Source organism: Neisseria sp. P0016.S008 (assembly GCF_051957775.1).
Classification (GTDB): Bacteria; Pseudomonadota; Gammaproteobacteria; order Burkholderiales; family Neisseriaceae; genus Neisseria; species Neisseria flavescens_B.
In genome coordinates, this window is the sequence record NZ_JBQCWB010000002.1 from 235,629 (window position 1) to 261,273 (window position 25,645).

At 50.0% G+C, this 25,645-nt stretch carries 27 protein-coding genes; 12 read left to right on the forward strand and 15 right to left on the reverse strand.

Annotation, left to right across the window (positions count from 1 at the left end; all coding sequences use genetic code 11):
• Nucleotides 1-37: 37 nt before the first annotated feature.
• On the forward strand, nt 38-1,066 hold the full coding sequence (gene trpD / locus ACTHS8_RS03375; protein ID WP_440372974.1) for an anthranilate phosphoribosyltransferase: 1,029 nt from the start codon (nt 38-40) through the stop codon (nt 1,064-1,066).
• A 64-nt stretch (nt 1,067-1,130) separates the two neighbouring features.
• Here trpD and ACTHS8_RS03380 read toward each other — a convergent pair whose 3' ends face one another.
• The 6 genes from ACTHS8_RS03380 to ACTHS8_RS03405 form a co-directional block, all read right to left on the reverse strand.
• Nucleotides 1,131-1,445: a CsbD family protein gene (locus tag ACTHS8_RS03380; protein ID WP_254323011.1), complete on the reverse strand. Its 315-nt coding sequence runs from the start codon at nt 1,443-1,445 to the stop codon at nt 1,131-1,133.
• 119 nt (nt 1,446-1,564) lie between these two features.
• Nucleotides 1,565-2,131, reverse strand: a complete 567-nt coding sequence (locus tag ACTHS8_RS03385; protein ID WP_440372975.1) for an SGNH/GDSL hydrolase family protein — start codon at nt 2,129-2,131, stop codon at nt 1,565-1,567.
• Between the two features lie 122 nt (nt 2,132-2,253).
• Nucleotides 2,254-2,511, reverse strand: coding sequence for a thiol-activated cytolysin C-terminal domain-containing protein (locus tag ACTHS8_RS03390; protein WP_003747080.1), 258 nt, complete (start codon nt 2,509-2,511; stop codon nt 2,254-2,256).
• A 90-nt stretch (nt 2,512-2,601) separates the two neighbouring features.
• A complete protein-coding gene (locus ACTHS8_RS03395) occupies nt 2,602-3,084 on the reverse strand; it encodes a sel1 repeat family protein (RefSeq protein ID WP_314593337.1) in 483 nt (160 codons plus the stop codon).
• Between the two features lie 72 nt (nt 3,085-3,156).
• On the reverse strand, nt 3,157-5,319 hold the full coding sequence (locus ACTHS8_RS03400; RefSeq protein ID WP_440372976.1) for a heavy metal translocating P-type ATPase: 2,163 nt from the start codon (nt 5,317-5,319) through the stop codon (nt 3,157-3,159).
• A gap of 99 nt (nt 5,320-5,418) precedes the next feature.
• Nucleotides 5,419-5,628, reverse strand: a complete 210-nt coding sequence (locus ACTHS8_RS03405) for a heavy-metal-associated domain-containing protein (RefSeq protein WP_003674677.1) — start codon at nt 5,626-5,628, stop codon at nt 5,419-5,421.
• A 147-nt stretch (nt 5,629-5,775) separates the two neighbouring features.
• Here ACTHS8_RS03405 and cueR point away from each other — a divergent pair, with 147 nt between their 5' ends.
• Nucleotides 5,776-6,168: a Cu(I)-responsive transcriptional regulator gene (gene cueR / locus ACTHS8_RS03410; protein ID WP_004519824.1), complete on the forward strand. Its 393-nt coding sequence runs from the start codon at nt 5,776-5,778 to the stop codon at nt 6,166-6,168.
• A 246-nt stretch (nt 6,169-6,414) separates the two neighbouring features.
• Here cueR and ACTHS8_RS03415 read toward each other — a convergent pair whose 3' ends face one another.
• Nucleotides 6,415-6,624, reverse strand: coding sequence for a heavy-metal-associated domain-containing protein (locus ACTHS8_RS03415; protein ID WP_004519826.1), 210 nt, complete (start codon nt 6,622-6,624; stop codon nt 6,415-6,417).
• Between the two features lie 144 nt (nt 6,625-6,768).
• Here ACTHS8_RS03415 and ACTHS8_RS03420 point away from each other — a divergent pair, with 144 nt between their 5' ends.
• The 3 genes from ACTHS8_RS03420 (at nt 6,769) to ACTHS8_RS03430 (ending at nt 10,253) form a co-directional block, all read left to right on the forward strand.
• Entirely contained in the window at nt 6,769-7,941 is a 1,173-nt protein-coding gene (locus tag ACTHS8_RS03420; protein WP_070583388.1) for a sugar transporter, read from the forward strand.
• A 265-nt stretch (nt 7,942-8,206) separates the two neighbouring features.
• Complete coding sequence (locus ACTHS8_RS03425) at nt 8,207-9,625, forward strand: SLC13 family permease (RefSeq protein WP_070695531.1); 1,419 nt, start codon at nt 8,207-8,209, stop codon at nt 9,623-9,625.
• A gap of 118 nt (nt 9,626-9,743) precedes the next feature.
• Complete coding sequence (locus ACTHS8_RS03430) at nt 9,744-10,253, forward strand: peptidylprolyl isomerase (protein WP_004519830.1); 510 nt, start codon at nt 9,744-9,746, stop codon at nt 10,251-10,253.
• A gap of 76 nt (nt 10,254-10,329) precedes the next feature.
• On the opposite strand, the gene ACTHS8_RS03435 is transcribed toward ACTHS8_RS03430, so the two are convergent.
• Nucleotides 10,330-10,827 (reverse strand): YbhB/YbcL family Raf kinase inhibitor-like protein, encoded by a 498-nt coding sequence (locus ACTHS8_RS03435; RefSeq protein WP_002232090.1) that lies wholly within the window; start codon nt 10,825-10,827, stop codon nt 10,330-10,332.
• Between the two features lie 186 nt (nt 10,828-11,013).
• Between ACTHS8_RS03435 and ypfJ the strand changes: the two genes are divergently transcribed.
• Together ypfJ and ACTHS8_RS03445 are read left to right on the forward strand one after the other, a co-directional pair.
• Nucleotides 11,014-11,856 carry a KPN_02809 family neutral zinc metallopeptidase gene (gene ypfJ / locus ACTHS8_RS03440; protein ID WP_440372977.1) on the forward strand — a complete coding sequence of 281 codons (843 nt, stop codon included), beginning with the start codon at nt 11,014-11,016 and terminating at the stop codon, nt 11,854-11,856.
• A gap of 121 nt (nt 11,857-11,977) precedes the next feature.
• The gene (locus ACTHS8_RS03445) at nt 11,978-13,360 is read left to right on the forward strand and encodes a phosphomannomutase/phosphoglucomutase (RefSeq protein WP_440372978.1); all 1,383 of its coding nucleotides are present in this window, start codon (nt 11,978-11,980) and stop codon (nt 13,358-13,360) included.
• Nucleotides 13,361-13,463: 103 nt separating this feature from the next.
• Here ACTHS8_RS03445 and rpe read toward each other — a convergent pair whose 3' ends face one another.
• Complete coding sequence (gene rpe / locus ACTHS8_RS03450; RefSeq protein WP_003678905.1) at nt 13,464-14,144, reverse strand: ribulose-phosphate 3-epimerase; 681 nt, start codon at nt 14,142-14,144, stop codon at nt 13,464-13,466.
• Nucleotides 14,145-14,421: 277 nt separating this feature from the next.
• Between rpe and ACTHS8_RS03455 the strand changes: the two genes are divergently transcribed.
• Nucleotides 14,422-14,850 carry a Spy/CpxP family protein refolding chaperone gene (locus ACTHS8_RS03455; RefSeq protein ID WP_049336552.1) on the forward strand — a complete coding sequence of 143 codons (429 nt, stop codon included), beginning with the start codon at nt 14,422-14,424 and terminating at the stop codon, nt 14,848-14,850.
• 65 nt (nt 14,851-14,915) lie between these two features.
• Here the strand turns inward: ACTHS8_RS03455 and ACTHS8_RS03460 are convergent, their stop codons facing one another.
• Nucleotides 14,916-15,782, reverse strand: a complete 867-nt coding sequence (locus ACTHS8_RS03460; protein ID WP_440372979.1) for an ATP-binding protein — start codon at nt 15,780-15,782, stop codon at nt 14,916-14,918.
• Nucleotides 15,783-15,798: 16 nt separating this feature from the next.
• Nucleotides 15,799-16,413: a riboflavin synthase subunit alpha gene (locus ACTHS8_RS03465; protein ID WP_440372980.1), complete on the reverse strand. Its 615-nt coding sequence runs from the start codon at nt 16,411-16,413 to the stop codon at nt 15,799-15,801.
• 125 nt (nt 16,414-16,538) lie between these two features.
• On the opposite strand from ACTHS8_RS03465, the gene ACTHS8_RS03470 reads away from it, so the two are divergent.
• The 3 genes from ACTHS8_RS03470 to ACTHS8_RS03480 all read left to right on the forward strand — a co-directional run bounded on the left by ACTHS8_RS03470 (nt 16,539) and on the right by ACTHS8_RS03480 (nt 18,909).
• The gene (locus ACTHS8_RS03470) at nt 16,539-17,384 is read left to right on the forward strand and encodes a 23S rRNA (adenine(2030)-N(6))-methyltransferase RlmJ (protein WP_440372981.1); all 846 of its coding nucleotides are present in this window, start codon (nt 16,539-16,541) and stop codon (nt 17,382-17,384) included.
• Between the two features lie 129 nt (nt 17,385-17,513).
• Nucleotides 17,514-17,867, forward strand: a complete 354-nt coding sequence (locus tag ACTHS8_RS03475) for a hypothetical protein (RefSeq protein ID WP_101755551.1) — start codon at nt 17,514-17,516, stop codon at nt 17,865-17,867.
• Nucleotides 17,868-17,934: 67 nt separating this feature from the next.
• Entirely contained in the window at nt 17,935-18,909 is a 975-nt protein-coding gene (locus tag ACTHS8_RS03480; RefSeq protein WP_440372982.1) for a class 1 fructose-bisphosphatase, read from the forward strand.
• A 130-nt stretch (nt 18,910-19,039) separates the two neighbouring features.
• On the opposite strand, the gene waaF is transcribed toward ACTHS8_RS03480, so the two are convergent.
• Both waaF and guaB read right to left on the reverse strand, forming a co-directional pair.
• Nucleotides 19,040-20,056: a lipopolysaccharide heptosyltransferase II gene (waaF, locus tag ACTHS8_RS03485; RefSeq protein ID WP_440372983.1), complete on the reverse strand. Its 1,017-nt coding sequence runs from the start codon at nt 20,054-20,056 to the stop codon at nt 19,040-19,042.
• A gap of 274 nt (nt 20,057-20,330) precedes the next feature.
• On the reverse strand, nt 20,331-21,794 hold the full coding sequence (gene guaB / locus ACTHS8_RS03490) for an IMP dehydrogenase (RefSeq protein WP_440372984.1): 1,464 nt from the start codon (nt 21,792-21,794) through the stop codon (nt 20,331-20,333).
• A gap of 189 nt (nt 21,795-21,983) precedes the next feature.
• Between guaB and ACTHS8_RS03495 the strand changes: the two genes are divergently transcribed.
• Complete coding sequence (locus ACTHS8_RS03495) at nt 21,984-22,409, forward strand: DUF4124 domain-containing protein (RefSeq protein ID WP_440372985.1); 426 nt, start codon at nt 21,984-21,986, stop codon at nt 22,407-22,409.
• Between the two features lie 69 nt (nt 22,410-22,478).
• On the opposite strand, the gene ACTHS8_RS03500 is transcribed toward ACTHS8_RS03495, so the two are convergent.
• Nucleotides 22,479-23,807 carry an anaerobic C4-dicarboxylate transporter family protein gene (locus ACTHS8_RS03500; protein ID WP_440373063.1) on the reverse strand — a complete coding sequence of 443 codons (1,329 nt, stop codon included), beginning with the start codon at nt 23,805-23,807 and terminating at the stop codon, nt 22,479-22,481.
• A 222-nt stretch (nt 23,808-24,029) separates the two neighbouring features.
• A complete protein-coding gene (locus ACTHS8_RS03505) occupies nt 24,030-25,604 on the reverse strand; it encodes a glycosyltransferase family 2 protein (RefSeq protein WP_440372986.1) in 1,575 nt (524 codons plus the stop codon).
• Nucleotides 25,605-25,645: the final 41 nt, after the last annotated feature.

Genomic DNA, 25,645 nt, shown 5'->3' on the forward strand with positions numbered 1-25,645 from the left:
GGCCTGAATCACATCGGACACGAACAAAGGAAAAATCATGATTACCCCTCAACAAGCGATTGAACGCCTCATCAGCAACAACGAACTTTTCTACGATGAAATGACCGACCTCATGCGCCAAATCATGAGCGGCCAAGTTCCACCCGAGCAAATCGCCGCCATTCTGACCGGCCTGCGGATTAAAGTTGAAACCGTTTCCGAGATTACCGCCGCAGCCAGCGTGATGCGCGAATTTGCCACCAAAGTGCCACTGGAAAACGCCGATGACTTGGTCGATATTGTCGGCACGGGCGGCGATGGTGCCAAAACCTTCAATATTTCCACGACTTCCATGTTTGTCGCGGCGGCAGCAGGCGCTAAAGTCGCCAAACACGGCGGACGCTCCGTTTCTTCATCCAGCGGCGCAGCCGATGTCATGGAACAAATGGGTGCCAACCTCAACCTCAACCCCGAACAGGTTGCCCAAAGCATTCAGCAAACCGGCATCGGCTTTATGTTCGCGCCCAACCACCACAGCGCCATGCGCTATGTTGCCCCAGTCCGCCGCTCGCTCGGTTTCCGCAGCATCTTCAATATCTTGGGCCCTCTGACCAATCCGGCCGGTGCGGCAAACCAACTGTTGGGCGTGTTCCACATCGACTTGTGCGGCATTCTTTCCCGCGTATTGCAACAGCTTGGCTCTAAACATGTTTTGATTGTGTGCGGCGAAGGCGGTTTGGATGAAATCACGCTGACCGGCAAAACCCGCGTTGCCGAACTGAAAGACGGCAAAATCACCGAATACGACATCAGCCCAGCCGATTTCGGCATGGAAATCCGCCGAAATTTGGACGAAATCAAAGTAGAAAACGCGCAAGAATCCCTGCAAAAAATGAACGAAGTGCTGGACGGCAAAGCAGGTGCCGCACGCGATATCGTCGTCCTTAATGCCGCCGCCGCGCTCTATGCAGGAAATGTGGTCGCTTCGCTGGCAGATGGCGTCAAAGCCGCTCAAGAAGCCATCGACTCCGGCAAAGCCAAAGCTAAAAAAGACGAATTTATCGAATTTGGCAAACAATTTGCCTAATCTTTAAAACCATAAACAAAGGCCGTCTGAAAAATCTTTCAGACGGCCTTTTATTCTTTAAATATTAAAATTTGCTTTTAATATCATTAATCAAGCCTTCAGCTTTTTCTTTGGCTTCTTCAGCCAAGTGTGCTACTTTCTCTTTGGCTTCATCGGCTAAAGCAGTTGCTTTTTCTTTAGCTTCTTCAAACAATTGCGAACCTTTTGCTTTACCTTCTTCTAAAGCGTCACTGGCTTTGCTTTCAATATCTGATGCTGCTTCTTTTACTTTGCCAACGCCTTGTTGAACCAAGCCCTCAGCTTCAAGTTTGGTATTGCTGGATACATCTCCTGCCACTTCTTTTACTTTACCGCTGATTTTATCTAATTCGCCGCTCATGGCCATACTCCTGGATTAAATGTTGATAGGATTAGTGCTATATTACCATATATCGGGGCTTCACTTCAACTTTAAAGGCCGTCTGAAAGCCAAAACATGACAAAACAAATTAAGTCAGGTTAATCCATCTGTTTCAATATCGCCTCTGCTACTGCCTTACCTATTATATTACTGCCGAACTCATTGAAATGAAGCCCGTCGCACAGCATCACATCAGTCAAATCCTGCCCAAACATCAAACTGTATAAATCATTGACAGCAAAACCATATTGCCTTGCCAAATCCTCCGCCACACGGTTATAGGCCTTCAAGTCGTCCAGATAACGGCGCGAGGGTTTGACGATATTGTGTACACTTTCCAAAAACGGCGTACTGCTCGCCCAAATAATTTTTGCCCCTGTCTGTTTCAAATAATCAAAAATTTGAATCAGGTTGCTGCGGTAGGTTTCTATATCGGCCACCGGCCCGTTACAGCCCTGATTGTGGCGGATATCGTGCAAACCGCAGTTGATGTGGATAACATCTCCCGCAGTTGCGTCCTCTGTCCATTGCCCGATATGCTCTAATACATCATGCGACGAGCGGCAGTTTTCCGATGGAGAAACAATTTCCGCCTCAGGCAAAGCGGCGCGCGTGTAAGGCTCCGAAGCAAGCCGCACTGAATCGCCGATTAAGTAAACGGTCATTTTTGTTCTCCTCCCTTTATTTGAACCAACATCAAGGCCGTCTGAAATATCACTTATATTATTATAAGAGTGCTATTTCAGACGGCCTTAACTTCAGTCAAGTTCTATCGTCAAATCATCAATTAACGCTGACTGTTTTTATAAAAATCAATTAATTGCTTAGCCTGCAGCATAGGCAGCCCAAAACGGTCGCTCACGGCTTTCCAATCCTTCCATTCCTGGCCGGTCAGATTCTGCCCAACCCACTTGAGGTTTTCCGGATTGCTTTTGATTTTCTCAAAATAAGCCTGCTTACGTTTCCAGTTGCGCGACCACACCAGCAACATGGTAAAAATACATAAAACAATCAATACAATATTAGTAAACAACATCATGTCCATACAACAAACTCCCGCGTGAGTCTCAAAATCAGAAAATATGGATTAAAGGCCGTCTGAAGAAACAGTCTTCAGACGGCCTCAGCGTAACGCTCAACGTTGCATTTCCAGCATTAACGCCTGACAAGCAGCTTCGTTTTCCAAAGCACAAGATTCGCTCAGTTGGTTTAAACGGCTGTCGCGGTCTGATGTAGTGCCTTGCGCCATCTCCGCTTTAGTTTCTTCAAGATTGGTACAGGCATTTTCATAACCGCCTTTACAAGCCCGTTCGTAGAGTTTGACCGCGGCGGCATAATCCATGCCCAAACCGCTGGACGGATTGAGATACAGATTACCCAAAACATTGCAGCCGCGCATATTGCCGCCATCGCAGGCTTTTTTCAGAAACGGATAAGCATGAGCAGGCGCTTCAAGATAATCGCGCGTCCAAATGGCCGCAGTGACACAACTCTCCAGATTGTTCCGATTGCATTCTCGTATCAGCTTATCGTGCTGCTTCTCGCTGTAATCCCCAGCCTGCACGCTAAATCCAGTAGCAACCAATGCCAAGCCAAACAATAAACGAAGTGTTTTCATCTGATTAGTCCTTCAAAAATACTTAAATGACAGGCCGTCTGAAAAAACAATCTTCAGACGGCCTTTATATTATCACTCAATCTTCACCCGTTTCAGGCGCAAGGCGTTGCTTAACACGGAAACCGAGCTTGCTGCCATTGCCGCGCCTGCGATAACAGGGTTTAGGAAGCCGAGCGCGGCAAGCGGGATGCCCAAGATATTGTAGAAGAAGGCGAAAAACAGGTTTTGCTTGATGTTTTTCAACGTTGCCTGCGACACCAGCAGGGCATCGGCGAGCTGGTTGACCGAATGCTGCATCAGCGTGGCGGACGCGGTGTGTTCGGCAACGTCCGCGCCGCCTTTCATGGCGAAGCTGACGTTGGCGGCGGCGAGCGCGGGTGCGTCGTTGATGCCGTCGCCGACCATCGCTACGGTTTTGCCGGCGGCTTTGAGTTTCTGCACTTCGGCGGCTTTGTCGCGCGGACTCATGTTGCCGAAGGCGTGTGCGATGCCCAGTTGTTTGGCGACGTATTCGACCGTGCCTTGATTGTCGCCGCTCATGATGTAAACATCGATGCCGTGTTTTTTCAGACGGCCTATGGCTTCGGCGGTGTCGGTTTTCAGCGCGTCGGCAAGTGCGAATGCGCCGACGGGTTTGTTATCGACTGAGACTGCGACAATGCTTGCAATGTCCCAAACGCCGTCTGAAAACTTCGGCAAGGCCAGTTCGGCAAATTCGGCTTTGCCCGCTTTCACCAAACCCACGCCTTCGACTTCGGCGGTAATGCCTGCGCCGACAACGGTTTGGGCGTCTTGTGCGGTGGGAATGTCCAAACCGCGCGCTTGGGCGGCAGAGACGATGGCGCGGGCGAGCGGGTGAGCGGCGTTTTGTTCGACGGCGGCGGCGATGCGGTACAAAGCGTCTTCGTCAAAGCCGCTGTCGGGAACGCAATAAACGGCGGCAACCTGCGGCTTGCCTTCGGTCAGCGTGCCGGTTTTGTCCAGCACGACGGCATCGACGTGGGCGGCTTCTTCCATTGCCGCCGCGTCTTTAAACCAAATACCGTGTTTCACCGCTTTGCCCATGCCGACCATAATCGCGGCAGGGGTTGCCAGACCGAGCGCGCACGGACAGGCAATCACCAAAACGGCAACGGCGTGCATCAGCGCAACCGTCCAATCACCTTTTACCAGCCAAGTGGCGATAAAAGTCAAAAGCGCGATGCCCACGACGGCAGGCACGAACACCGCCGCCGCTTTATCGGCCACACGCGCAATCGGTGCTTTGCTGCCTTGTGCTTCAGAAAGCGCGTTCATCATGTCGCCGAGCAAGGTTTGGCTGCCTAGCTGAGTGGCGCGGTACACCACGCTGCCTTCGGTCATCAGCGCGCCTGCCAACACTTTGCCGCCCGCCTTTTTCTCTTCGGGGTTGGATTCGCCGGTAAGATGGCTCTCATCCGCCCAGCCGCTGCCGCTTTCGATGATGCCGTCGGCAGCAATACGTTCGCCGTGGTTGGCGCGGATAAGGTCGCCGATTTGTACTTGGTCGATGGGCAGTTGTTTCCATTCGCCATCGCGTTGCACGTTGACTTGGGTCGGCGTGAGCTTGAGCAGCAAGCCCAAGCTGTTCAGGCTGGATTTTTTGGTGCGGTGTTCCAAAAATTTGCCCAGCGACACAAAACCGATCACCATCACGCCTACTTCAAAATACACGTGTGCCATGCCGTGCGCCGCGTGCGGGCTGAAAAACAGCATATAAACGGAATACAGGTAAATCGATACCGTGCCGATGGTAACCAGCACGTCCATGTTCGCCAACCCGCCCTTAATGCTTGCCCACGCGCTTTTGTAAAACGGGATGGCCAGCCAAAGCTGCACCACGCTTGCCAGCACAAACTGCCATACAGGCGGAATCATCCAATCGTGCCGCCCGATCATCATGCCTGCCATGCCGATTAAAAACGGAATATTAATGGCCAGCAAAAGCCACAGCCTCCAGCCGATATGGTGTTCTGCTTCAGGTTGCGGCAATGTATCTTCCGTTTTTTCCTTTGCGCCGTAACCGGTTTTCTCAATGATTTTGGCGATGTCGGCAGCGGAAGTTTTGCTGTCGTCAAACGTAACCTGCGCCTCCTCGCTGGCAAAGTTTACCCCTGCCGATTCGACAAAATCTTTTTTGTTCAACACTTTTTCAATGCGCGAAGCGCAGGCCTGACAGGTCATGCCTTCGATTTGGAAACGGACTTTTTGTTGCATGGTTTCTTCCTTCTGAATGTGGTTGGGCTACCTGAAAAAAGCGGAGCAGGGTTTTCAGGTAGCCTTTGGGGTGTTGCAGTCGATTTGTTGCGATTCGATTTACAAAGCCGCATCAAAGCCGCCGTCTTCCACCGCTTCTATCAGCGCGGCGGGGTTGGTTTGGGCGGGGTCGAATTCCACGACGGCGTTCTTGTTTTCCAGGCTCACTTCGGCCTTGTCCACGCCGTTTACGCCTTCGAGGATGCTGGTAACGCTTTTCACGCAACCGCCGCAGGTCATGCCTTCGATGTTTAATGTGATGGTTTGCATAGGGTTTCCTTTCTGTTGGAATGAGGCTGAGGTTTTAAAGCCCGTTGCAGCCAAAGCTTTCAGGTAACCTGAAATGATGGGTCTGCTCTTGCTTTCCCGCTAAGTGCCGCCACTATAAAGCTTTACCCGAAGTAAAGGTCAAGCATCATGATGAACATCAGCCAGGCCGCGGCCGAGAGCGGCCTTTCCGCCAAACAAATCCGCGACTACGAAAAGCACGGCCTAATCGCCCCGGCCGCGCGCAGCGAAGCGGGCTACCGCCGCTACGGACAGGCCGACCTTGTCCGGCTGCGCTTTATCCGCCATGCGCGGGAAGTGGGCTTTTCGCTGCCGCAGATCGGGCAGCTTTTGAGCCTGCAACACAACCCGCAGCGCACCAGCCGCGAAGTGAAAACGCTCACCGCGCGGCACATCGCCGAGCTGGAAGCCAAAATCGAACGCTTGCAGGGCATGGTGGCCGAGCTGCAACGTTGGCACGATGCCTGCGCGGGAGACGACTTCCCGGATTGTTCGATTTTGGCCGGGCTGGAGGAGAGTTAGGCGGCTTGGGCAGAATAGAAACAGGCTACCTGAAAAGTTTCAGGTAGCCTTAGTCGGCCGCTAACGGTTTGGTACAGGCCTCGTCGTAATACGGCAGCCACTTGCCGCCGCTTTGCTTCAGATATGCGCGAAAACTTTTGTTTACCCGTGTGGCGGTGTAATCCAAATAATGGCAAAAAGTAAGTTATCAAGAGACAGAGGCCGTCTGAAGCGTTTCAGACGGCCTTTTCAAAATACGCTTATCGGTTACAAAGCCACATCGTATCCGCCGTCTTCTACGGCATCAATCAGCGCATCGGTATCTGTCTTGCTTTCATCAAAAGTAATCACTGCATTTTTGTTTTCCAAGCTGACTTCTGCTTTTTCCACGCCTTCTACGCCTTCCAAAAGACGGGTTACGCTTTTCACGCAGCCGCCGCAGGTCATGCCGTCGATATTGAGGGTAACAGTTTGCATTTGTATTTCCTTTCATTCAAACAAATATAGTTGCCAAATACTTTACTCCTTACACAAACAGCTTGCAAATTCTTCATTAAGGCCGTCTGAAAAATGCAGATAGGCGTACAATAACGCCCTTTGCTTCATCAAACGGACATAATAATGACTTCAACATTCAAACAATGGGTTAGCGTATGCGCGCTGGCGGTGGGTGCATTTATTTTCAATACCACCGAATACATTCCGATTGCGCTTTTGAGCGACATCGGTCAGAGCTTTGGCAAACCGGCAACGGAAGTGGGCATGATGATTACGGTGTATGCATGGATTGTTGCGCTCCTATCGCTGCCGCTGATGCTGATGACGAAAAACATCGAACGGCGCAAATTATTGCTGATGCTGTTTGCACTGTTTGCGCTGTTTCACGCGCTGTCGTTCTTTTCTTGGAACTTCAACATCCTCTTGGTCAGCCGTATCGGGATTGCGCTGACACACGCGGTCTTTTGGTCGATTACGGCTTCTTTGGCGGTACGGCTTGCGCCCACGGGCAAAACCAATCAGGCTCTGGGCTTGCTCAGTACGGGTACGGTTTTGGCGATGGTTTTGGGTATTCCGCTGGGGCGCGTGGTCGGGCAATACTTCGGCTGGCAGCTCAGCTTCCTGCTGATCGGGGTCTGTGCTGCCGGCGTAATGCTGGTGTTGGCCAAAAACCTGCCTGCTTTACCAAGCCAAAATACCGGCTCTTTAAGCAGTCTGCCGAGTTTGTTCAAACGCCGCAACCTGATGCTGCTCTATGCAATGACGGTGTTGATTATTACGGCACATTTCACGGCATACAGCTATATCGAGCCTTTTGTGTTGCAAGTTGGCGGATTTAAGGCAGAACAAGTAACAATAGTCTTAAGCCTGTACGGTTTGGCAGGATTTGCCGCATCTTATCTATTCGGCAAATGGTTTGCCAAAGCGCAACGTTTGTTTATGCTCGGCGCGGTGGCGGTCATCCTGCTATCCGCCCTGCTGCTTCTGCCGTTTGCCGCTTTCCCTTATGCGGTATACGCGCTGGTGTTTATTTGGGGCGTGGCCATCGTCATCGTCAGCTTGGGCATGGTGTCGAAAGTCTTGGCATTCGCCTCGGATGCAACAGATGTGGCCAACTCAATTTATTCAGGTTTGTACAACGTCGGTATCGGCGGCGGTGCGCTTTTGGGGCATTATGTGACCACTTGGTTCGGCCTTTCCAATATCGGCATTGCTGGAGCCTTGCTGGCAGCGGCAGGTCTGGCCGTTTGCGGTTTATTGTTTAAGGAACAAGACAATCTGACGCAAAATGTTTAAATCCATATAAATCAGGATGGTATTACTGACCCTGCCGTAATTTTGGCAGTTTTACCGATTTGTCCTGATTCTTATTAACTCACGATGGATCTTCATTCCGCCGGATAAGCAGTTTTCTTGCTGCTTATCCGGTTTTCATTTCATTTCTAAAAAACAATTTACAATTTGTTTACACTACATCAAATTACAAATATACTGTCGCCTATTAGGCCGTCTGAACGTACGGCTGAAAAGAAAAACCAATCATGTTTCAGAGGAATACATCATGGACTTAAACGCCAAGGATAAGACTCAGCATCCTGAGAACGTCGAGCTTCTCAGTGCGCAGAAGCCGATTACCGACTTTAAAGGACTGCTGACGACCATTATCTCTGCTGTTGTCTGCTTCGGCATTTATTACATCCTTCCCTACAGCCCCGATGCCAACAAAGGTATCGCGCTGTTGATTTTCGTTGCGGCACTTTGGTTTACCGAAGCCGTACACATTACCGTTACCGCACTGATGATCCCTATCCTTGCCGTTGTACTCGGTTTCCCGGATATGGACATCAAAAAAGCGATGGCCGGTTTCTCCGACCCGACGATTTACATCTTCTTCGGCGGCTTCGCGCTTGCAACCGCCCTGCACATGCAGCGTCTCGACCGTAAAATCGCTGTCAGCCTGTTGCGCCTGTCCCGTGGCAATATGAAAGTTGCCGTGTTGATGCTGTTTGCCGTTACCGCCTTCCTGTCTATGTGGATCAGTAACACTGCAACTGCCGCGATGATGCTGCCTTTGGCAATGGGTATGATGAGCCACCTCGATCAAGAAAAAGAACGCAAAACCTACGTTTTCGTCCTGCTCGGTATCGCCTACTGCGCCAGTATCGGCGGCTTGGGCACCGTGGTCGGTTCTCCGCCGAACATGATTGCCGCCAAAGCGCTGAACTTGGACTTCGTCGGCTGGATGAAGCTCGGCCTGCCGATGATGCTGTTGATTCTGCCGCTGATGCTGTTCTCCATGTACGTCATCCTCAAACCTAATTTGAACGAGCGTGTAGAAGTTAAAGCCGAATCTATCCCTTGGACTTTGCACCGCGTTATCGCGCTGTTGATTTTCTTGGCAGCCGCCATCGCTTGGGTATTCAGCTCCAAAATCAAAGCCGCATTTGGTATTTCCAACCCTGATACCGTTATTGCCCTGATTGCCGCCGTTGCCGTCGTCGTATTCGGCGTGGCGCAATGGAAAGAAGTTGCCCGCAATACCGACTGGGGTGTATTGATGCTCTTCGGTGGCGGTATCAGCTTGAGCGCATTGCTGCAATCTTCCGGCGCATCTGAAGCTCTGGGTCAGCAAGTTGCTTCCACGTTCTCCCATTCTCCTGCATTGCTGGTGATTTTCGTGGTTGCCGCCTTCATCATCTTCCTGACCGAGTTCACCAGTAACACGGCTTCCGCCGCCTTGCTTGTACCTATTTTCGCCAGCATCGCCGCACAAATGGGTCTGCCCGAACAAGTCTTGGTATTCGTCATCGGCATTGGCGCATCTTGTGCCTTCATGCTGCCGGTTGCCACGCCGCCTAACGCGATTGTGTTCGGTACAGGCTTGATTAAGCAACGCGAAATGATGAACGTTGGCTTATTGCTGAACGTCCTCTGTATCGTATTGGTTGCGCTGTGGGCTTATTTCGTCCTGATGCCGTAAACCCGTAAAACCATATCCCAGGCCGTCTGAAAGAATATTTTTCAGACGGCCTTGAAGTTTGTCGTTCAGACACAATTTAACGAATGATTCAAAACCGGATTCTAACGAAAGGAAACCCATGATTATCCTGCACACCAACAAAGGCGATATCAAAATCGAACTCGATTTCGACAAAGCCCCCGTTACAGCTAAAAACTTCGAGCAATACGTTAAAGACGGCTTCTACGACGGCGTAATCTTCCACCGCGTCATCAAAGGCTTCATGATTCAAGGCGGCGGCATGGATGAAAACATGAACGAAAAAGAAACCCGCGATCCGATTCAAAACGAAGCGTCCAACGGTTTGCCTAACGAAAAATACACCATCGCCATGGCGCGTACTTCCGATCCTCATTCTGCCAGCGCGCAATTCTTCATCAACACTGCCGACAACGCTTTCCTGAACTTCCGTTCTAAAGAATTGTACGGCAAAACCGTTGTCCAAGACTGGGGCTATGCCGTATTCGGTAAAGTCGTTGACGGTTTTGACGTTGTCGATGCCATCGAAGGCGTTTCTACCAAACGCCACGGCTACCACGACGATGTACCGAGCGAACCTGTCATTATCACTAAAGCCGAAGTGGTTTAATTGATTTGATTTCCCATAAAAACAGCCTGTCCGAATTAAAAACGGACAGGCTGTTTTTCAATAATAACGCATACCGTCACACATCATAAGTACCGACCACGCATGCCGAATCCAACACATGACCCTGCATGGCAAAATGCAGCTCATTAAAGCGGAAACCACGCGGTAAATCCAAAACGGTATCCAGCGCGTACACAATCAGTTCATAACGATGACGGTTGTTCGGTGGCGCCATACCGCCGTAAAAAGAAGCCTCTTCAATTTCAAATTTACCCAACGCGCTCGCCCAAGTATTCGCGCCCTGTGTGAAATCTGTTGCAGAAATACTTTCATTTTCTGCCACGGAAGTGCGTTTCAAATCCGAAATCAACCAATGCGTCCATACGAAGCCGGATGCTGAAATAGCATCTTTGTCTTCCAACACCACGGCAAACGATTTTGTTCCTTCAGGCGCATCTTCAATCTCAAAAGGAATCGAATAAGAAGGCATACCGCTCGGGCTGAACTGGCTGCCGCGCTTGCCGTATTTGTCTTCAAATTCGCCGTTGACAATAGCTTTACTGCTGACTTTCATCTTATATCTCCCAATAGTAGGTTGGTTCATTCTAACAAACACCAAGGCCGTCTGAAAGATACTGCCGTTTTCACTTTCCCGATGCCGCATTTTCAGACGGCCTCCAGCAATATTCACAATTCGATCAAACACATTTGACATTCCATAGTATAATCCGCCGCATGAAAACTACACAGGATACACATTATGGATTGGAAAGGTCGTGAACAAAGCCAAAACGTCGAAGATCGCCGCGGAAGCCGTGGCGGCGGCGGTGGCGGCAAAACGCCGGGCATACTCGGCATTATCGTGGTTTTGGTCGGTGCATATTACGGCGTGGATTTGAGCGGTTTGGTTGGCGGCTCATCTTCAATGGGCATTCCTACCCAGCAAGCTACCCGACTCGACAGCCAACAAGAAGCCGAATTGAACGAAATGTCCCGTGTCGTCCTTGCCGAGACGGAAAAAGCATGGAGCAAATATTTCCAACAACACGGCCAACGCTACACACCGACAACCATGGTGTTGTATGAAGGCGGTACATCCACCGCCTGCGGTACAGGCCAATCTGCCATGGGTCCGTTTTACTGCCCGGGCGACCAAAAAGTTTATTTGGATTTGAGCTTCTACGAAGACATGCGCACCAAGCTCGAATCCGCCAGCGATGCTGCGTTTGCCTACGTTATTGCCCACGAAGTCGGCCATCACGTTCAAAACCTGCTCGGCATTCTACCTAAAGTCCACAAAATGCAGCAGCAGGTCGGCAAGAAAGAGGCCAATGCCCTTTCCGTCAAACTCGAATTGCAGGCCGACTGTTTCGCCGGTATTTGGGGACACTACGCCGTCAACAACAATATCTTCAAAGCCGAAGACATTCAAAAAGCGATGCTTGCCGCCGAATCCGTCGGCGACGACCGTTTGCAGAAACAGGCTCAGGGCTATGTCGTTCCCGACAGCTTTACCCACGGCTCGTCCGAAGAACGCATGACTTGGCTCAAGCGCGGTTTAGATAGCGGCGACATCAACCAGTGCAACACTTTCAACAATTGATTCGTCCAAGCAACACTGTTCTTTGATGTAACGACAAAAGGCCGTCTGAATTTTTCAGACGGCCTTTTAGCCGTGTTAAAATAAGCCCCATTATTTCCCCTTAAATTCAAAGGAAATCCACATGGCAAATATCGCCCGTGACATTTTCAAAGCCTACGACATCCGAGGCATCGTCGGTAAAACCCTGACCGACGAAGCTGCCTACTTAATCGGCAAAGCCATTGCCACCAAAGCCTCCGAAAAAGGCATTACCCGCATTGCACTCGGCCGCGACGGCCGTTTGAGCGGCCCCGGCCTGATGGCACAAATTCAACGCGGTTTCACAGACAGCGGCATCGATGTCCTCAACGTCGGTATGGTTGCCACCCCTATGCTCTACTTCGCAGCCATCAACGAATGTGGCGGCAGCGGCGTGATGATTACCGGCAGCCACAATCCGCCCGATTACAACGGTTTCAAAATGATGCTCGGCGGTGACACGCTTGCAGGCGAAGCCATTCAAGAACTTTTAGCTATTGTTGAGAAAGACGGTTTTGTTGCCGCCGACAAACAAGGCAGCGTAACCGAAAAAGACATCTCCGGCGAATACCACAACAACATCGTCGGCCACATCAAGCTCAAACGCCCGATGAAAATCGTGATTGACGCGGGCAACGGTGTCGGCGGCGCATTCGCAGGCAAACTCTACAAAGGTTTGGGCAATGAAGTGACCGAACTTTTCTGCGAAGTGGACGGCAATTTCCCTAATCACCACCCTGATCCTTCCAAACCGAAAAACCTGCAAGACCTCATCGTTGAGCTTAAAAACAGCGATGCCGAAATCGGCTTGGCATTTGACGGCGATGCCGACCGCTTGGGCGTGGTCACCAAAGACGGCAACATCATCTATCCAGACCGCCAACTGATGCTTTTTGCACAAGACGTGTTGAGCCGCAATCCCAAAGCCAAAGTGATTTTCGACGTTAAATCCACCCGTCTGCTTACCCCTTGGATTAAAGAACACGGCGGCGAACCTGTGATGGAAAAAACCGGCCACAGCTTCATCAAATCCACCATGAAAAAAACCGGCGCACTGGTTGCCGGCGAAATGAGCGGCCACGTTTTCTTTAAAGAACGCTGGTACGGCTTCGACGACGGTATGTATGCCGGCGCACGCCTCTTGGAAATCCTGTCTGCCTTCGACAATCCGTCCGAAGTGTTGAACAGCCTGCCGCAAAGCATTTCCACTCCGGAACTCAACATCGACTTGCCGGAAGGCAGCAACGGCCACAAAGTGATTGAAGAGCTGGCTGCCAATGCCAAGTTTGAAGGTGCAACCGAAATCATCACCATCGACGGCTTGCGCGTTGAATTCCCTGACGGCTTCGGCCTGATGCGTGCTTCCAATACCACGCCGATTTTGGTATTGCGCTTTGAAGCGGATACGCAAGAAGCGATTGAGCGTATTCAAAACCAATTCAAAGCAGTCATTGAAAGCAATCCAGCATTGAAATGGCCGCTGTAAGGGTTTAGGCTAAAAAAAGGCCGTCTGAAAATCATTTCAGACGGCCTTTAATATTAAACATTGATGATTCCAAAGTTAGAAAACCAAGAATATCCCAACTTAATTATCCGACTTGCGCTAACTGCTGACGCATTTCATCAATAACGGCTTTGTAATCCGGTTTGCCAAAAATCGCCGATCCGGCCACAAACGTATCCGCACCTGCCGCTGCAATTTCAGCAATATTGTCTGTCTTCACGCCGCCATCGACTTCCAATGCGATATGGCGGCCGCTTTGCCGTTCATACTCGTCCAACATCTCGCGCACTTTGCGGATTTTCACCAGCGTATTCGGAATAAAGCTTTGTCCGCCGAAGCCCGGGTTGACCGACATCAGCAACACCATATCCAGTTTGTCCAAAACGTTTTCCAGAATATTGACCGGCGTAGCAGGATTCAATACCAAACCAGCCTGACAGCCGTATTCTTTAATCAAACCCAAGCTGCGGTCGACATGGCGGCTGGCTTCGGGATGGAAAGTAATGATATTGGCACCGGCTTTGGCAAATGCATGAATCAAATCGTCCACCGGCTCAACCATCAAATGTACATCGACCGGCACGGTTGCATACGGTTTCAAAGCCGCGCAAACCATAGGGCCGAAAGTCAGATTCGGCACATAATGATTGTCCATCACGTCAAAATGAATCAAATCCGCGCCGGCGCGGATAACTTCGGCAACCTCTTCGCCCAAACGGGCAAAATCGGCGGACAAAATACTGGGGGCAATACGGTAGTCGGTCATGTTTATTCTCCTAAAGTGTGTTCCTTTGTCATTATCTCATTTTTAACCCTATGTTGTATGCTGCCGACAACGTCTCTACCGTCATTTTTGTGAATTTACATTTCATATACATTAATGAAACTTATAATCACATAGTAAGGCTTTGAAAATAAATTATTAGATTACATACATATGCAAAAAAATCTAACATCATTAACAAAAGTTAACTGCATTGATACTGCCTTTCACACGCTTATCGGTTATATTTCCAAACCTGATGAAACATTAGGAAAACACCGTGTCTGTTGCACTTTCCCGCTATCCGACTTTTATTTTCTTAGCACTCGCCCTACTCTGTTCCAGTCTGCCTGCACATGCCGGTCCGTTTCTGGCCACTTTGGACGACTTCCACCCAAATTGCGACATCCGACAGCTTAATTTATCCGCCGACCAACACGCCGCCCTGCGCCGCCTGCGCACCGACTTCAAACAAATCAACGATAAAGCCTACCGTAAAACCGTACGCTCCGACCGCAACCGCCGTCAAACCATTATCAAAATCCTCTCCGGCGACTCATTCGACTCAAACGCCGCTCGCGATTATGTTGAAAACCGCTATCTCTCCAGCATGGACTATGCGGTGGATGAAATGGAAATCCAATACCGCCTCTATCATCTGCTCAATCCGCGCCAACGCCAACAATGGTTGTCTTCATGCTTGCGCTGATGGATAAATAAAAATACAAAAAGGCCGTCTGAAACCATATTCAGACGGCCTTTACTTTTTCAGCCTTAATCCAGCACTCTTTCTTCCGGCAACCGACCCGCCCAGTCGCAGGCAAACTGCCATGCCGAGCGACCCGAACGGCTGCCGCGCATTTGCGCCCATTGCAACGCAGCGCGCCGCGCCGTATCGTCAAAAGGCACATTGAAATCGTCCAACCAGTTGGCTACGGCGGTCAAATAATCGTTTTGATCGAAAGGATAAAAACTCAGCCATAAGCCGAAGCGGTCGGAAAGGGAAATTTTTTCCTCGACGGCCTCTTTCTGATGGATTTCGCCGCGAGTACCCGTAGTACCGCCGTTTTCATCCATGTATTCGGGAATTAAATGACGTCGGTTGGAAGTGGCATAAACCAAAACATTGGTGCAACGTTGCGACAGTCCGCCGTCTAAAGCAGTTTTCAAGGCTTTATAGGTTTCATCGCCGGTTTCAAACGACAAATCATCGCAGAAAACGATAAATTTCTCGGGACGTTCGGACAACAGCGTCAACAAAGCCGGCAAACTGATTAAATCGCTTTTATCCACCTCAATCAGTCGCAGGCCGCGCTCGGCGTATTCGTGCAACAACGCTTTAACCAAGGAAGATTTACCCGTACCGCGTGCGCCGGTCATCAAGACATTATTTGCCGGACGGCCTGCCAAAAATTGCTCGGTATTGCGTTTCAGCCTGTCGGTTTGCGAACCGACTGCCGCTAATCTGCTCAAAGGAAACGTATGCGGACGCGGCAGGCTTTCCAAAATGCCTTTTTTGCCCACACTGTGCCAACGGTAGGCCAAAGCGCGCCAGTCGGTTTTACCGGCTTCGTCAGGCAGGATTAAATCCAGACGGTTTAAAACGGAATTTGCTTTTTTCAAAAAATTAGATAATTTCATTTCGGCTTTCTTTTTTTCAGACGGCCTTTTGCGCCAATACTCGCATAACGGTATCGACAACGGCTTGGGTTTGCGGATCGATTTCAATATTGATGAGATCGCCTTCTTTGCGGCTGCCAAACAGGGTACGCTCCAAAGTCTCCGGAATCAGGTGTACGCAAAATTCGCTGTCACTGACTTCGCCTATGGTCAGGCTGCAACCGTCCAAACCGACAAAGCCTTTGGTCAGGATGTAGGGCTTGAGGTTTTCCGGCAGCTCAAACCAAACTGTACGGTTAAACTCGCTGGATTCAATTCGGGAAATTCGGGCAACCACCATCACATGGCCGCTCATCACATGGCCGCCGATTTCGTCGCCAAACCGCGCCGCGCGTTCCAAATTGACACTGTCGCCGACTTTCAAGCTGCCGAGATTGGTTTTGCGTAAGGTTTCGTCCATCAAATCAAAGCTGACTTTGTTGCCGTCGATTCGAGTAATGGTCAGGCAGCAGCCATTATTGGCGACAGAGGCGCCGGTTTGCAGATTGTCGGCGATTTCGGGGGGCAGCTCGACTGTGTGGGTACGAAAGTCGGGCGAAGGTTGGGCGATGTCTGTAATTTTGCCCATACCTTGTACGATGCCTGTAAACATGATGTCTTCTTTCCGATGGTACGATAAGGCGGATATTGTAGCATTTTCCAGGCACAAAGGCCGTCTGAAAGCAGTGATGGCGATGGTTTGGGGTATAATCGGATTTTTATTTCCGCAGCCCGATCATGCTCAGCTACCGCCACGCCTTCCATGCCGGCAACCATGCCGATATGCTCAAGCACTTTACCCTCTTCCTCGTCCTCGAATATTTCAACCGCAAAGACAAGCCGTATTGGTATATCGATACGCACAGCGGTGCCGGTTTGTATGATTTGAGTGGCGATGAAGCGCAAAAAGTCGGCGAATACAAACAAGGCATTGCGCTCTTGGAACAAGCTGACAAGCTGCCTGCCGAATTGGACGAATTTGTGGGCCGTCTGAAACAAATACTGCCGCAAGACAACCTTTACTGCGGCTCGCCTTGGCTGGCACAGGCACTCACGCGCGATAGCGATAAAATGCGCCTCTTTGAGCTGCATCCTGCCGATTTTGTCCATTTGCAAAACAATATGCGCGAAGTCCGTCCTGCGCGTAAAGCACAGGTCAGCCAAGCGGACGGGTATCAGGGCTTGATTTCATTATTGCCTCCTCCGCCCCGCCGTGCTGCAGTCTTGATTGATCCGCCCTACGAAGAAAAACAAGACTACCGCCGTGTCGTCCAAGTTTTGAAAGATGCTTTAAAACGCTTTGAAACCGGCTGCTACATGGTTTGGTATCCCTGCCTGAGCCGCGAAGAAAGCCGCAAACTGCCGGACGAACTCAAAAAAATCGCTCTCGACAATTATCTGCACGCCGAGCTCCATGTCCATACGCCGCGCAGTGACGGCTTTGGTATGCACGGCAGCGGCATGTTCGTCATCAATCCGCCCTATATGCTTGCCGAACAGTTGCAAAACAATCTGCCCGAACTTTCCAAAATTTTGGCGCAAGATACCGGCGCGCATTATGTATTGGAAAGCAAAACGAAATAAACGCTGCCGTCTGAACCTATACCCAAGCGCTTCGATTTTTCCGCCAGACCTGTTCAGACAACCTTAACCCTTTATACTTAAGCCTTTTTCCACTACAATTCACAACATAACAATTAACGACCGTCCCTCATGAATATACGCACACCCCTAGCCTGCACGCTCCTGCTTTGCGCGTGCAGCGAATCAGTAAAAAACGAATTTAAAGAAGAATTTACCCAAAGTTTCCGCACCGAATTTGTCCGCTCGGCAACCGAAGCCTGCGTAGAAAAAGCCGCAGGAAAAAGCCCGTTTGATTCCGCGACCACTGAAAAAATCTGCCGCTGCATCGGCGAAAAAACAGTCGACCAAATCAATCCTGAAGAAGCGACATCGCTTTTGGGCGGTAGCGACTCCATGAGCGACGAGCTGAAAAAACGCATCAAAGACACCAGCATCGCCTGCACTAAAGAAGTTTTAGGCATGGCCGACAGCAAAACCAAATGAACACGCCGTTTTCAGACGGCCTGAAATTGAAAAATATTCGATTCAAACTTAGAAAAAGAGTGAAACCATGAATACATTGAACCAATTCTTAGCCCAACACCTACCCGAACACAAACTGCCGCAAGAGCTGGCGAGCGTATTGGAATCCGTGGTCGCCGCCTGTTTGGACATCAACGCCAAAGTCCGCCTCGGCGCGCTTTCCGGCGTTTTGGGCATGGCAGGTACCGGCAACATCCAAGGCGAAGACCAAAAGAAACTTGACGTCATCGCCAACAACATCATGATTGATGTTTTAAAAGCCAATGCTAACATCGCAGGCCTTGCCAGCGAAGAAGAAGACACCTATGTCGCCACACACGAAAACGGCGACTATTTGGTATTGTTTGATCCGCTGGACGGCTCTTCCAATATCGACGTCAACATCTCCGTCGGCACCATTTTCTCCATTTTGGCAAAACCTGAAGGCGCATTGACTACCGAGTCCTTCCTACAAAAAGGCCGCGACCAAGTGGCTGCAGGTTATGTTTTATACGGTCCGCAAACCCAACTGGTACTGACTGTCGGTCACGGCGTATTTGTCTTCACTCTGGACGATGCCAACCAATTCCTGTTGACCAAAGAAAATCCGCGCGTTCCTGAATCCACTAAAGAATTCGCCATCAATATGTCCAACCAAAGACACTGGTTTGCCCCTGTTCAACAATACATTGACGAATTGCTGGCAGGCGAAACCGGCGTACGCGGCAAAAACTACAATATGCGCTGGGTAGCCAGCATGGTTGCCGAAATCCATCGCATCCTGATGCGCGGCGGCGTATTCATGTATCCGCAAGACAAACGCGATCCATCCAAACCGGGCAAACTGCGCCTGATGTACGAAGCCAACCCGATGAGCCTGCTTATGGAACAGGCCGGCGGCGCATCAAACAACGCCATCGAAGCCATGCTCGACATCCAACCTACTGGCCTGCACCAACGTGTTGCCGTATTCATGGGCAGCCGCGAAGAAGTGGAATACGTTTATAATCTGCATCAAAAATAATCAGATGTATTGATTCCAACTGACAAAAAAAGGCCGTCTGAAATATGATTTTCAGACGGCCTTTTGTTAATAAATCGAAGTAATAAAAATTAAAAGGGCAGATTCAAATCCGCCCTTTGCTGCTTTCCATCTAAGAACGAGCCAGCTCTTCCGCCGCTTTTTGCACAATATCCGGCGTCAGTTTGTTCAAACAATCCGTATGCCCCAACGGACATTCGCGTTTGAAACAAGGCGAGCAATCCAAATTCAAGCTGACGATTTTTGCCTTTTGGCTTAGAGGCGGCGTATGGTCAGGGCTGGATGAGCCGTAAACCGCAACCAATTTCCGATCAAGCGCGGCCGCAAGGTGCATCAGACCGCTGTCGTTGCACACGACCGTATCGGCGCAAGACAACAGATCAATCGCCTCCGGAAGATTGGTTTTGCCGCAAAGATTGGTACACAGGCCGTCTGAAAGTCGGTTGATTTCATCTGCAATATCAAAATCTTTTTGCGAACCAAACAGCCAAACCTGCCAACCCTCGGCCAAATATCGGCGGCCGAGTTCGGCAAAATGACGCGCAGGCCAACGCTTGGCCGGGCCATATTCCGCACCGGGACAAAATGCCAAAATCGGTTTATCCGTCGTCAAACCATGTTTTGCCAAAGCGGCTTGACGGCTTTCGGGATCAATCGTGAAACAGGGATTATCTGAATGCCCGTTAAAATCCGCTTGGGTCGGATGCGCCAGCGCAGTATAGCGGTCAACCATCAGAGGCAATGCTGCCTTATCCAACTTGCGGATATCGTTCAGTAAAAAATAGCGCGACTCGCCGACGTAGCCCGTACGCTGCTTAATGCCCGTAGCCAAGGCAATAATGGCGGATTTGAGCGAACCGGGCAAAACAATCACTTGATCATAGCCTTCTTTTCCCAATTCACGCCCGATACGCCAGCGTTTTTTCAATTCCAACGCACCATGTCCAAACGGATTTTCCATCACACGGTTGATTTCAGGCATACGCTCAAATACGGCCATCGACCATTTGGGTGCAAAAGCATCAATGGTGCAGCCGGGATGCAGCTCATGCAAACGGCGATAAAGCGGTTGGGTCATGACGCAGTCGCCAATCCAGCTTGGGGTAATAATCAGGATTTTTTTGGACATAATGGAATGTGTTTTTAATTTTGGCTTATTGTAATACGATTTTTAAAAGGCCGTCTGAAACTCGGTTTAATCGCTCAGCTCAAAACGTACTGGTTGATACATGTCATTTCAGCGCATGAAACGTTTGTCTTCCCAATTTATTCGGCAAGTTCTGCAAATACCCAACCTGAAACATCAGACCAAACAGCTGCAAGCAATATTTGCTTCATTTTTAAAACCTTATAAAAACAGAAAGGCCGTCTGAAATATTTTCAGACGACCTTTTTATACTGGTTTAACGATGGTAGTTAGGTGCTTCTTTAGTGATTTGTACGTCGTGAACGTGAGATTCGCTCATACCGGCAGAAGTGATTTCCACAAATTCTGCTTTCTCGTGCATTTCAGCAATATTGGCGCAACCCAAGTAACCCATGCTGGAGCGCAGACCGCCGGTCAGCTGGTGGATGATGTTCACAATCGGGCCTTTGTAAGGCACGCGGCCTTCGATGCCTTCAGGAACATATTTGTCTGTGCTGTCGGTTTTGTCTTGGAAATAGCGGTCGGCAGAACCTTGGCTCATCGCACCCAACGAACCCATGCCGCGGTAAGACTTGTAAGAGCGGCCTTGGTAGAGTTCGATTTCGCCCGGTGCTTCTTCCGTACCGGCAAACATACCGCCGAGCATGACGCTGTATGCACCTGCTGCCAGAGCTTTGGCAATATCGCCGGAGAAGCGGATACCGCCGTCGGCAATCAGGGGAACGCCGGTACCTTTCAAGGCTTCGGAAACATTGTGAATCGCAGTCAGTTGAGGCACGCCCACGCCGGCCACGATACGGGTCGTACAAATCGAGCCCGGGCCGATACCGACTTTAACGGCATCCGCACCTGCAGCGACCAAATCCAAGGCGGCTTTGGCAGTCGCGATGTTGCCGCCGATGACTTGGATGTGCGGATAAGTTTCTTTGACCCAGCGCACGCGATCGATAACGCCTTGGCTATGGCCGTGGGCAGTATCGACCACAATCACGTCCACACCGGCTTCCACCAATGCTTTGACGCGCTCTTCGGTATCGCCGCCGGTACCTACCGCGGCACCGACGCGCAGGCGGCCTTCGGCATCTTTGTTGGCATTAGGGAATTCGGTTGTTTTCAGAATATCTTTAACTGTAATCAGACCTTTGAGTTCATCTTGGTCGTTCAATACCAAAACACGCTCAACTTTGTGCGCATGCATGATTTCGCGGGCTTCATCGATGCTGGTACCTTCAGGAACGGTAACCAAACGATCGCGGGGGGTCATGATGGCAGAAACCGGCAGATCGACACGGTTTTCAAAACGCAGGTCGCGGTTGGTCACGATACCGACCACTTTGCCGTTTTCAACAACAGGCAGACCGGACATTTTGTGTTTGCGTTGTGCGCGCATTTCCAAGACTTCGCGGATCAATGCGGTCGGCGCAACGGTAACGGGATCTTTCACCACGCCGCTCTCATGGCGCTTCACTTTGGAAACAGCACGCGCTTGCAACTCCGGCGTCATGTTTTTATGGATAATGCCGATGCCGCCTTCTTGAGCCATAGAAATGGCCAGACGCGCTTCGGTAACGGTATCCATTGCAGCAGAAAGTAGAGGGAGGTTGAGCGTGATATCGCGGGTGAGTTTGGTTTGAAGTTTGACATCTCGAGGCAGCACGTTTGAGTGCGCTGGAACCAACAAAACGTCGTCGAAAGTATAGGCTTTTTCTACAATACGCATGATGCTCGGTCTTTCAGTTTGTGCAAGATGCACGGCATTATATCACACCGGCTTGATGCTAACATTGGCAATACACGTTTTAACGTTATTTTTTTACATGATTTGATCTGCGGTACAAAAATATGCCAACGCATTGCAGTTTCAAGTAAAATAGATTGGATGAGAACATCATTTACATAAGGGAAACCCATGAAATCTTCCGTACTCAAAACCTGTCTGACAGCAGCCCTTCTCTCTTCCGCCGCTCTGACCGGCGCGGCCGAGGTTTACACTTGGAAAAGCACATCGGGCAACAGCTATTCCGATACGCCAAACCGTCTGCAACCGAAGCGTTCCGGTGTGGTCAACATCCGCACGCACAACGTCAAACCTGCCGTTGCGCCTGCCGTTGCGGCATCTGAGCCGGTTGCCGAGCAGCCCAACGAACAGGTTGCAGAACAAAACAAACAAATCGAAGAGCGCAATAAAAAAATCGAAGAGCAAAACCGCCAAAACAAGCTGGAAAACTGCAAAATCGCCAAAATCAACCGCCAAGTCGCCGAAAGCGCACGCTTGGCCAATCGCGACAGCCTAATTAAACAATACCAAAACGACGTTAATAAATACTGCAATTAAGCTCACGAATAACAATATCAAAAAGGCCGTCTGAAATTTAATTTCAGACGGCCTTATTTTTTCAGCCTATCAATAATACACCTGAACCAACAACAAACCGATGGCTAAGCTGAATGCCATGCTCAACAGGCCCGGAATCATGAAGCTGTGGTTGAAGATAAATTTGCCGATTTTGGTCGAGCCGGTTGTATCGAAGTCGATAGCGGCAATAATCGGACCGTAGTTCGGAATGAAGAAATAGCCGTTTACCGCAACAAATGTGCCGATAATGATGGGCGCAGGAATACCCAGTTTGATGGCGATTGGGAACAGCGTTGCCACTGTCGCGCCTTGGCTGTTGACCAATACCGACAAGACAAACAGGGCAAAGGCAAAAGTCCATGGTGCAGATTCGACCAAATGGCTGACGGTCGATTCCACTTCTGCCAAGTGGCCGTTCATCAAAGTATCGCCCAACCAAGCCACGCCAAACACTGCAATCACGGCACGCATACCGGCGTGGAATACCGAGCCTCGGGTAATCGCATCGCCATTGGGTTTACACGCCAAAATAATCAGTGCAGAAGCAGACAACATCACGATTTCAATCGTATGCGCCATACCCATAGGCTTGATCGCGCCATCGTGTTCGAAAGCAGGACGCAGCTCAGGCAGCGCACCCATCACAACCACCAGCAATGCCGCAGTCAAGAAAATACCGACCGACAATTTGGCTTTCGGCGAAATGGCGACATCGGTTTTTTGCTCCTCCACATCGATGTATTCTTTCACATAGTTCGGGTCTTTCAACAAAGCCTGATAATGCGGATCGTCTTTCAATTCTTTGCCCAGTTTGTTTACGAACACGCAAGCCAAACCGATACCCAAAATCGTGGACGGAACGGTCACTTTCAACACATCCGCCATCGTGATGTGTTGCGGCTCAAGCATGGAGACGCAGGCAACAACGGCGGCGGCAATCGGGCTGGCGACAATCGCAAATTGGGAAGCGATAACCGCCATTGTCAAAGGACGGGAAGGACGGATGCCATTGCGGCGGCTGACTTCGGCAATCACGGGTAAGACCGAGTAAGCCACATGGCCCGTACCTGCCAACACGGTGAAGGTGTACGTTACCGCCGGCGCGATAAAGGTGATGTATTTCGGGTTGCGGTGCAACACGCGCGTGGCAATCTTAATCATATAGTCCAAACCACCGCTAGCCTGCATGGCCGCGGCGGCAGATACTACCGCCATAATCATCAGCATCACATCAATCGGAGGGCTGGTCGGCTGAAGATGGAAACCAAAAGACAATACGGCCAAGCCGATACCGCCGAGCACGCCCAAACCAATACCGCCAACCTGCGCACCAATCAGGATACACAGCAGCACAACGGCAAACTGGATAAAAAACATAGTTGACATCACAACTCCCAAAATCCGGCCTTGACCGAAATAAAATTACAAACGTTCGAATTATAGAGCAAACCCTCTTTCCTAACCATACTTTACCGAACTATACATACTGATTTATATCAAATAAATAATATTCTCATTTAACTGCTAAGCTTTTAAAAATACAAAAAAGGCCGTCTGAAAATTTTCAGACGGCCTCTATGACTTAAAAAGATGATAAGGCTATTTTCCGGCTACTTCTTCATCTTTTATAAAATCCGATACGCCATGAACACAGCGGATTTTGCGTTCCGACAAAGTTGCCTCCAACAAGGCATCGTTTTGCGGCAAGGAATCGCGTTCTGCCTCATTGTGCCAGAGATGATACGCAATGCCGGCAAATTTCAAATTATGGCGTTTCATACCGTTATGATAGCAACGGGCGACAAATTCGCTGTCTTCCCTGCCCCAACCGACAAAGCTATTGTCAAACCCATTGACGGCAAGCGCATCGCTGCGGAAAAAGCCCATATTGCAGGTTTTGATGCCTTTGTGTTTGCGGTTGCCTTTTCGGCCTGCCAATTTGGCTAAACAACGGCAGCGCAGAGCGGAAAGCCGTTTTTCTATTCCCGAGCTGAACATAGACAAGGCAGGTAAATCGCCTTCGTCTAAAATATCCTGCGTTTTTTCTTCGGTCAAAATCACGCGGGAACCCTGTATCAGACGGCCTTTGCGGGCAATCTTCAAATGATCGGCGATAAAAGACGGATCCAAAACCATATCGCCGTCAATCAACACAATATAATCGCTTTTCGCCTGCGCCAGCGCACGGTTGCGCGATTCGGCGGCACGAAAACCCCTATCCGGCTGCCATGAATGCTTAACAGGAATGCTTGTCCTGCGGCGGATAAAATCAACCACTTCGGCGGTTCCCTGCCTTGAGCCGTCATCCGCAACAATAATCTCATCCGGCAGACGGGTTTGCGATAAAGCCGATTTCAACACCAGCTCCAAAGCATCGGGGCGGTTGTAAGTGGTGATGATGAGGGAGACGGTTATCGTGCGGTTGCGCTCGTAGAGTTTGACATATTTGTAATACGAACCTTGTGCATTGGACACCGAAATCGTCAGCCCGTCCGCCCCATAGGCAAAACCGCGCTTGAGCAGGTAATTTTTCATAAACGATACGCCGCCATGCAGCAAAGCCTTAAACGGCGAACTGTCTTTCTTGAAGCGGTTTTCTTCCGCATACAGCGAGCTGTACTGCTGCATTTTCTGAATCAGCCCTTCGGCGTTTTCAAAAGAATAATGTTTCAGACGGCCATCAAGTTGTCTGACTTTGGCTTCCTGAGGCAACACTAAAGACTCATGCACCTGACGGTCGGAAAAACGGGTAAATCTTCGATGATAAAGGCGCGGAATAATATCCGGATACCAACCGCAGCCTTTAACCAGTCTGCCGTGGTAATGGTTCAGACGGGAAAGCGAAAAAATATGTTCCTTCTCATTTTCCAAAACGGCCGTACGAATCGATTCGATTAAAGTCTCATCCGCCACTTCATCGCTGTCTATGCTGAAAATCCAATCATTTTGCGCCAGTCTGGCCGCAAGATTTTTCATCGGGCCAAATCCGATAAAGTCATGCTTGTAATAGCTGACATTGGAAAAGCCCTTGGCAATTTCAAAAGTACGGTCGGTCGAGCCGTTGTCCAACAACAGGACTTCGTCAAAGTCTTTCAACGCACTCAAAACTTCTGAAAGATAACGTTCTGAATTTTTTACCAACATGGCGGCGGTTGCCGGAATTGTGTGCATCATAAAAAAGGCCGTCTGAAAAAGGAAGCTGTATTTTAACCGAT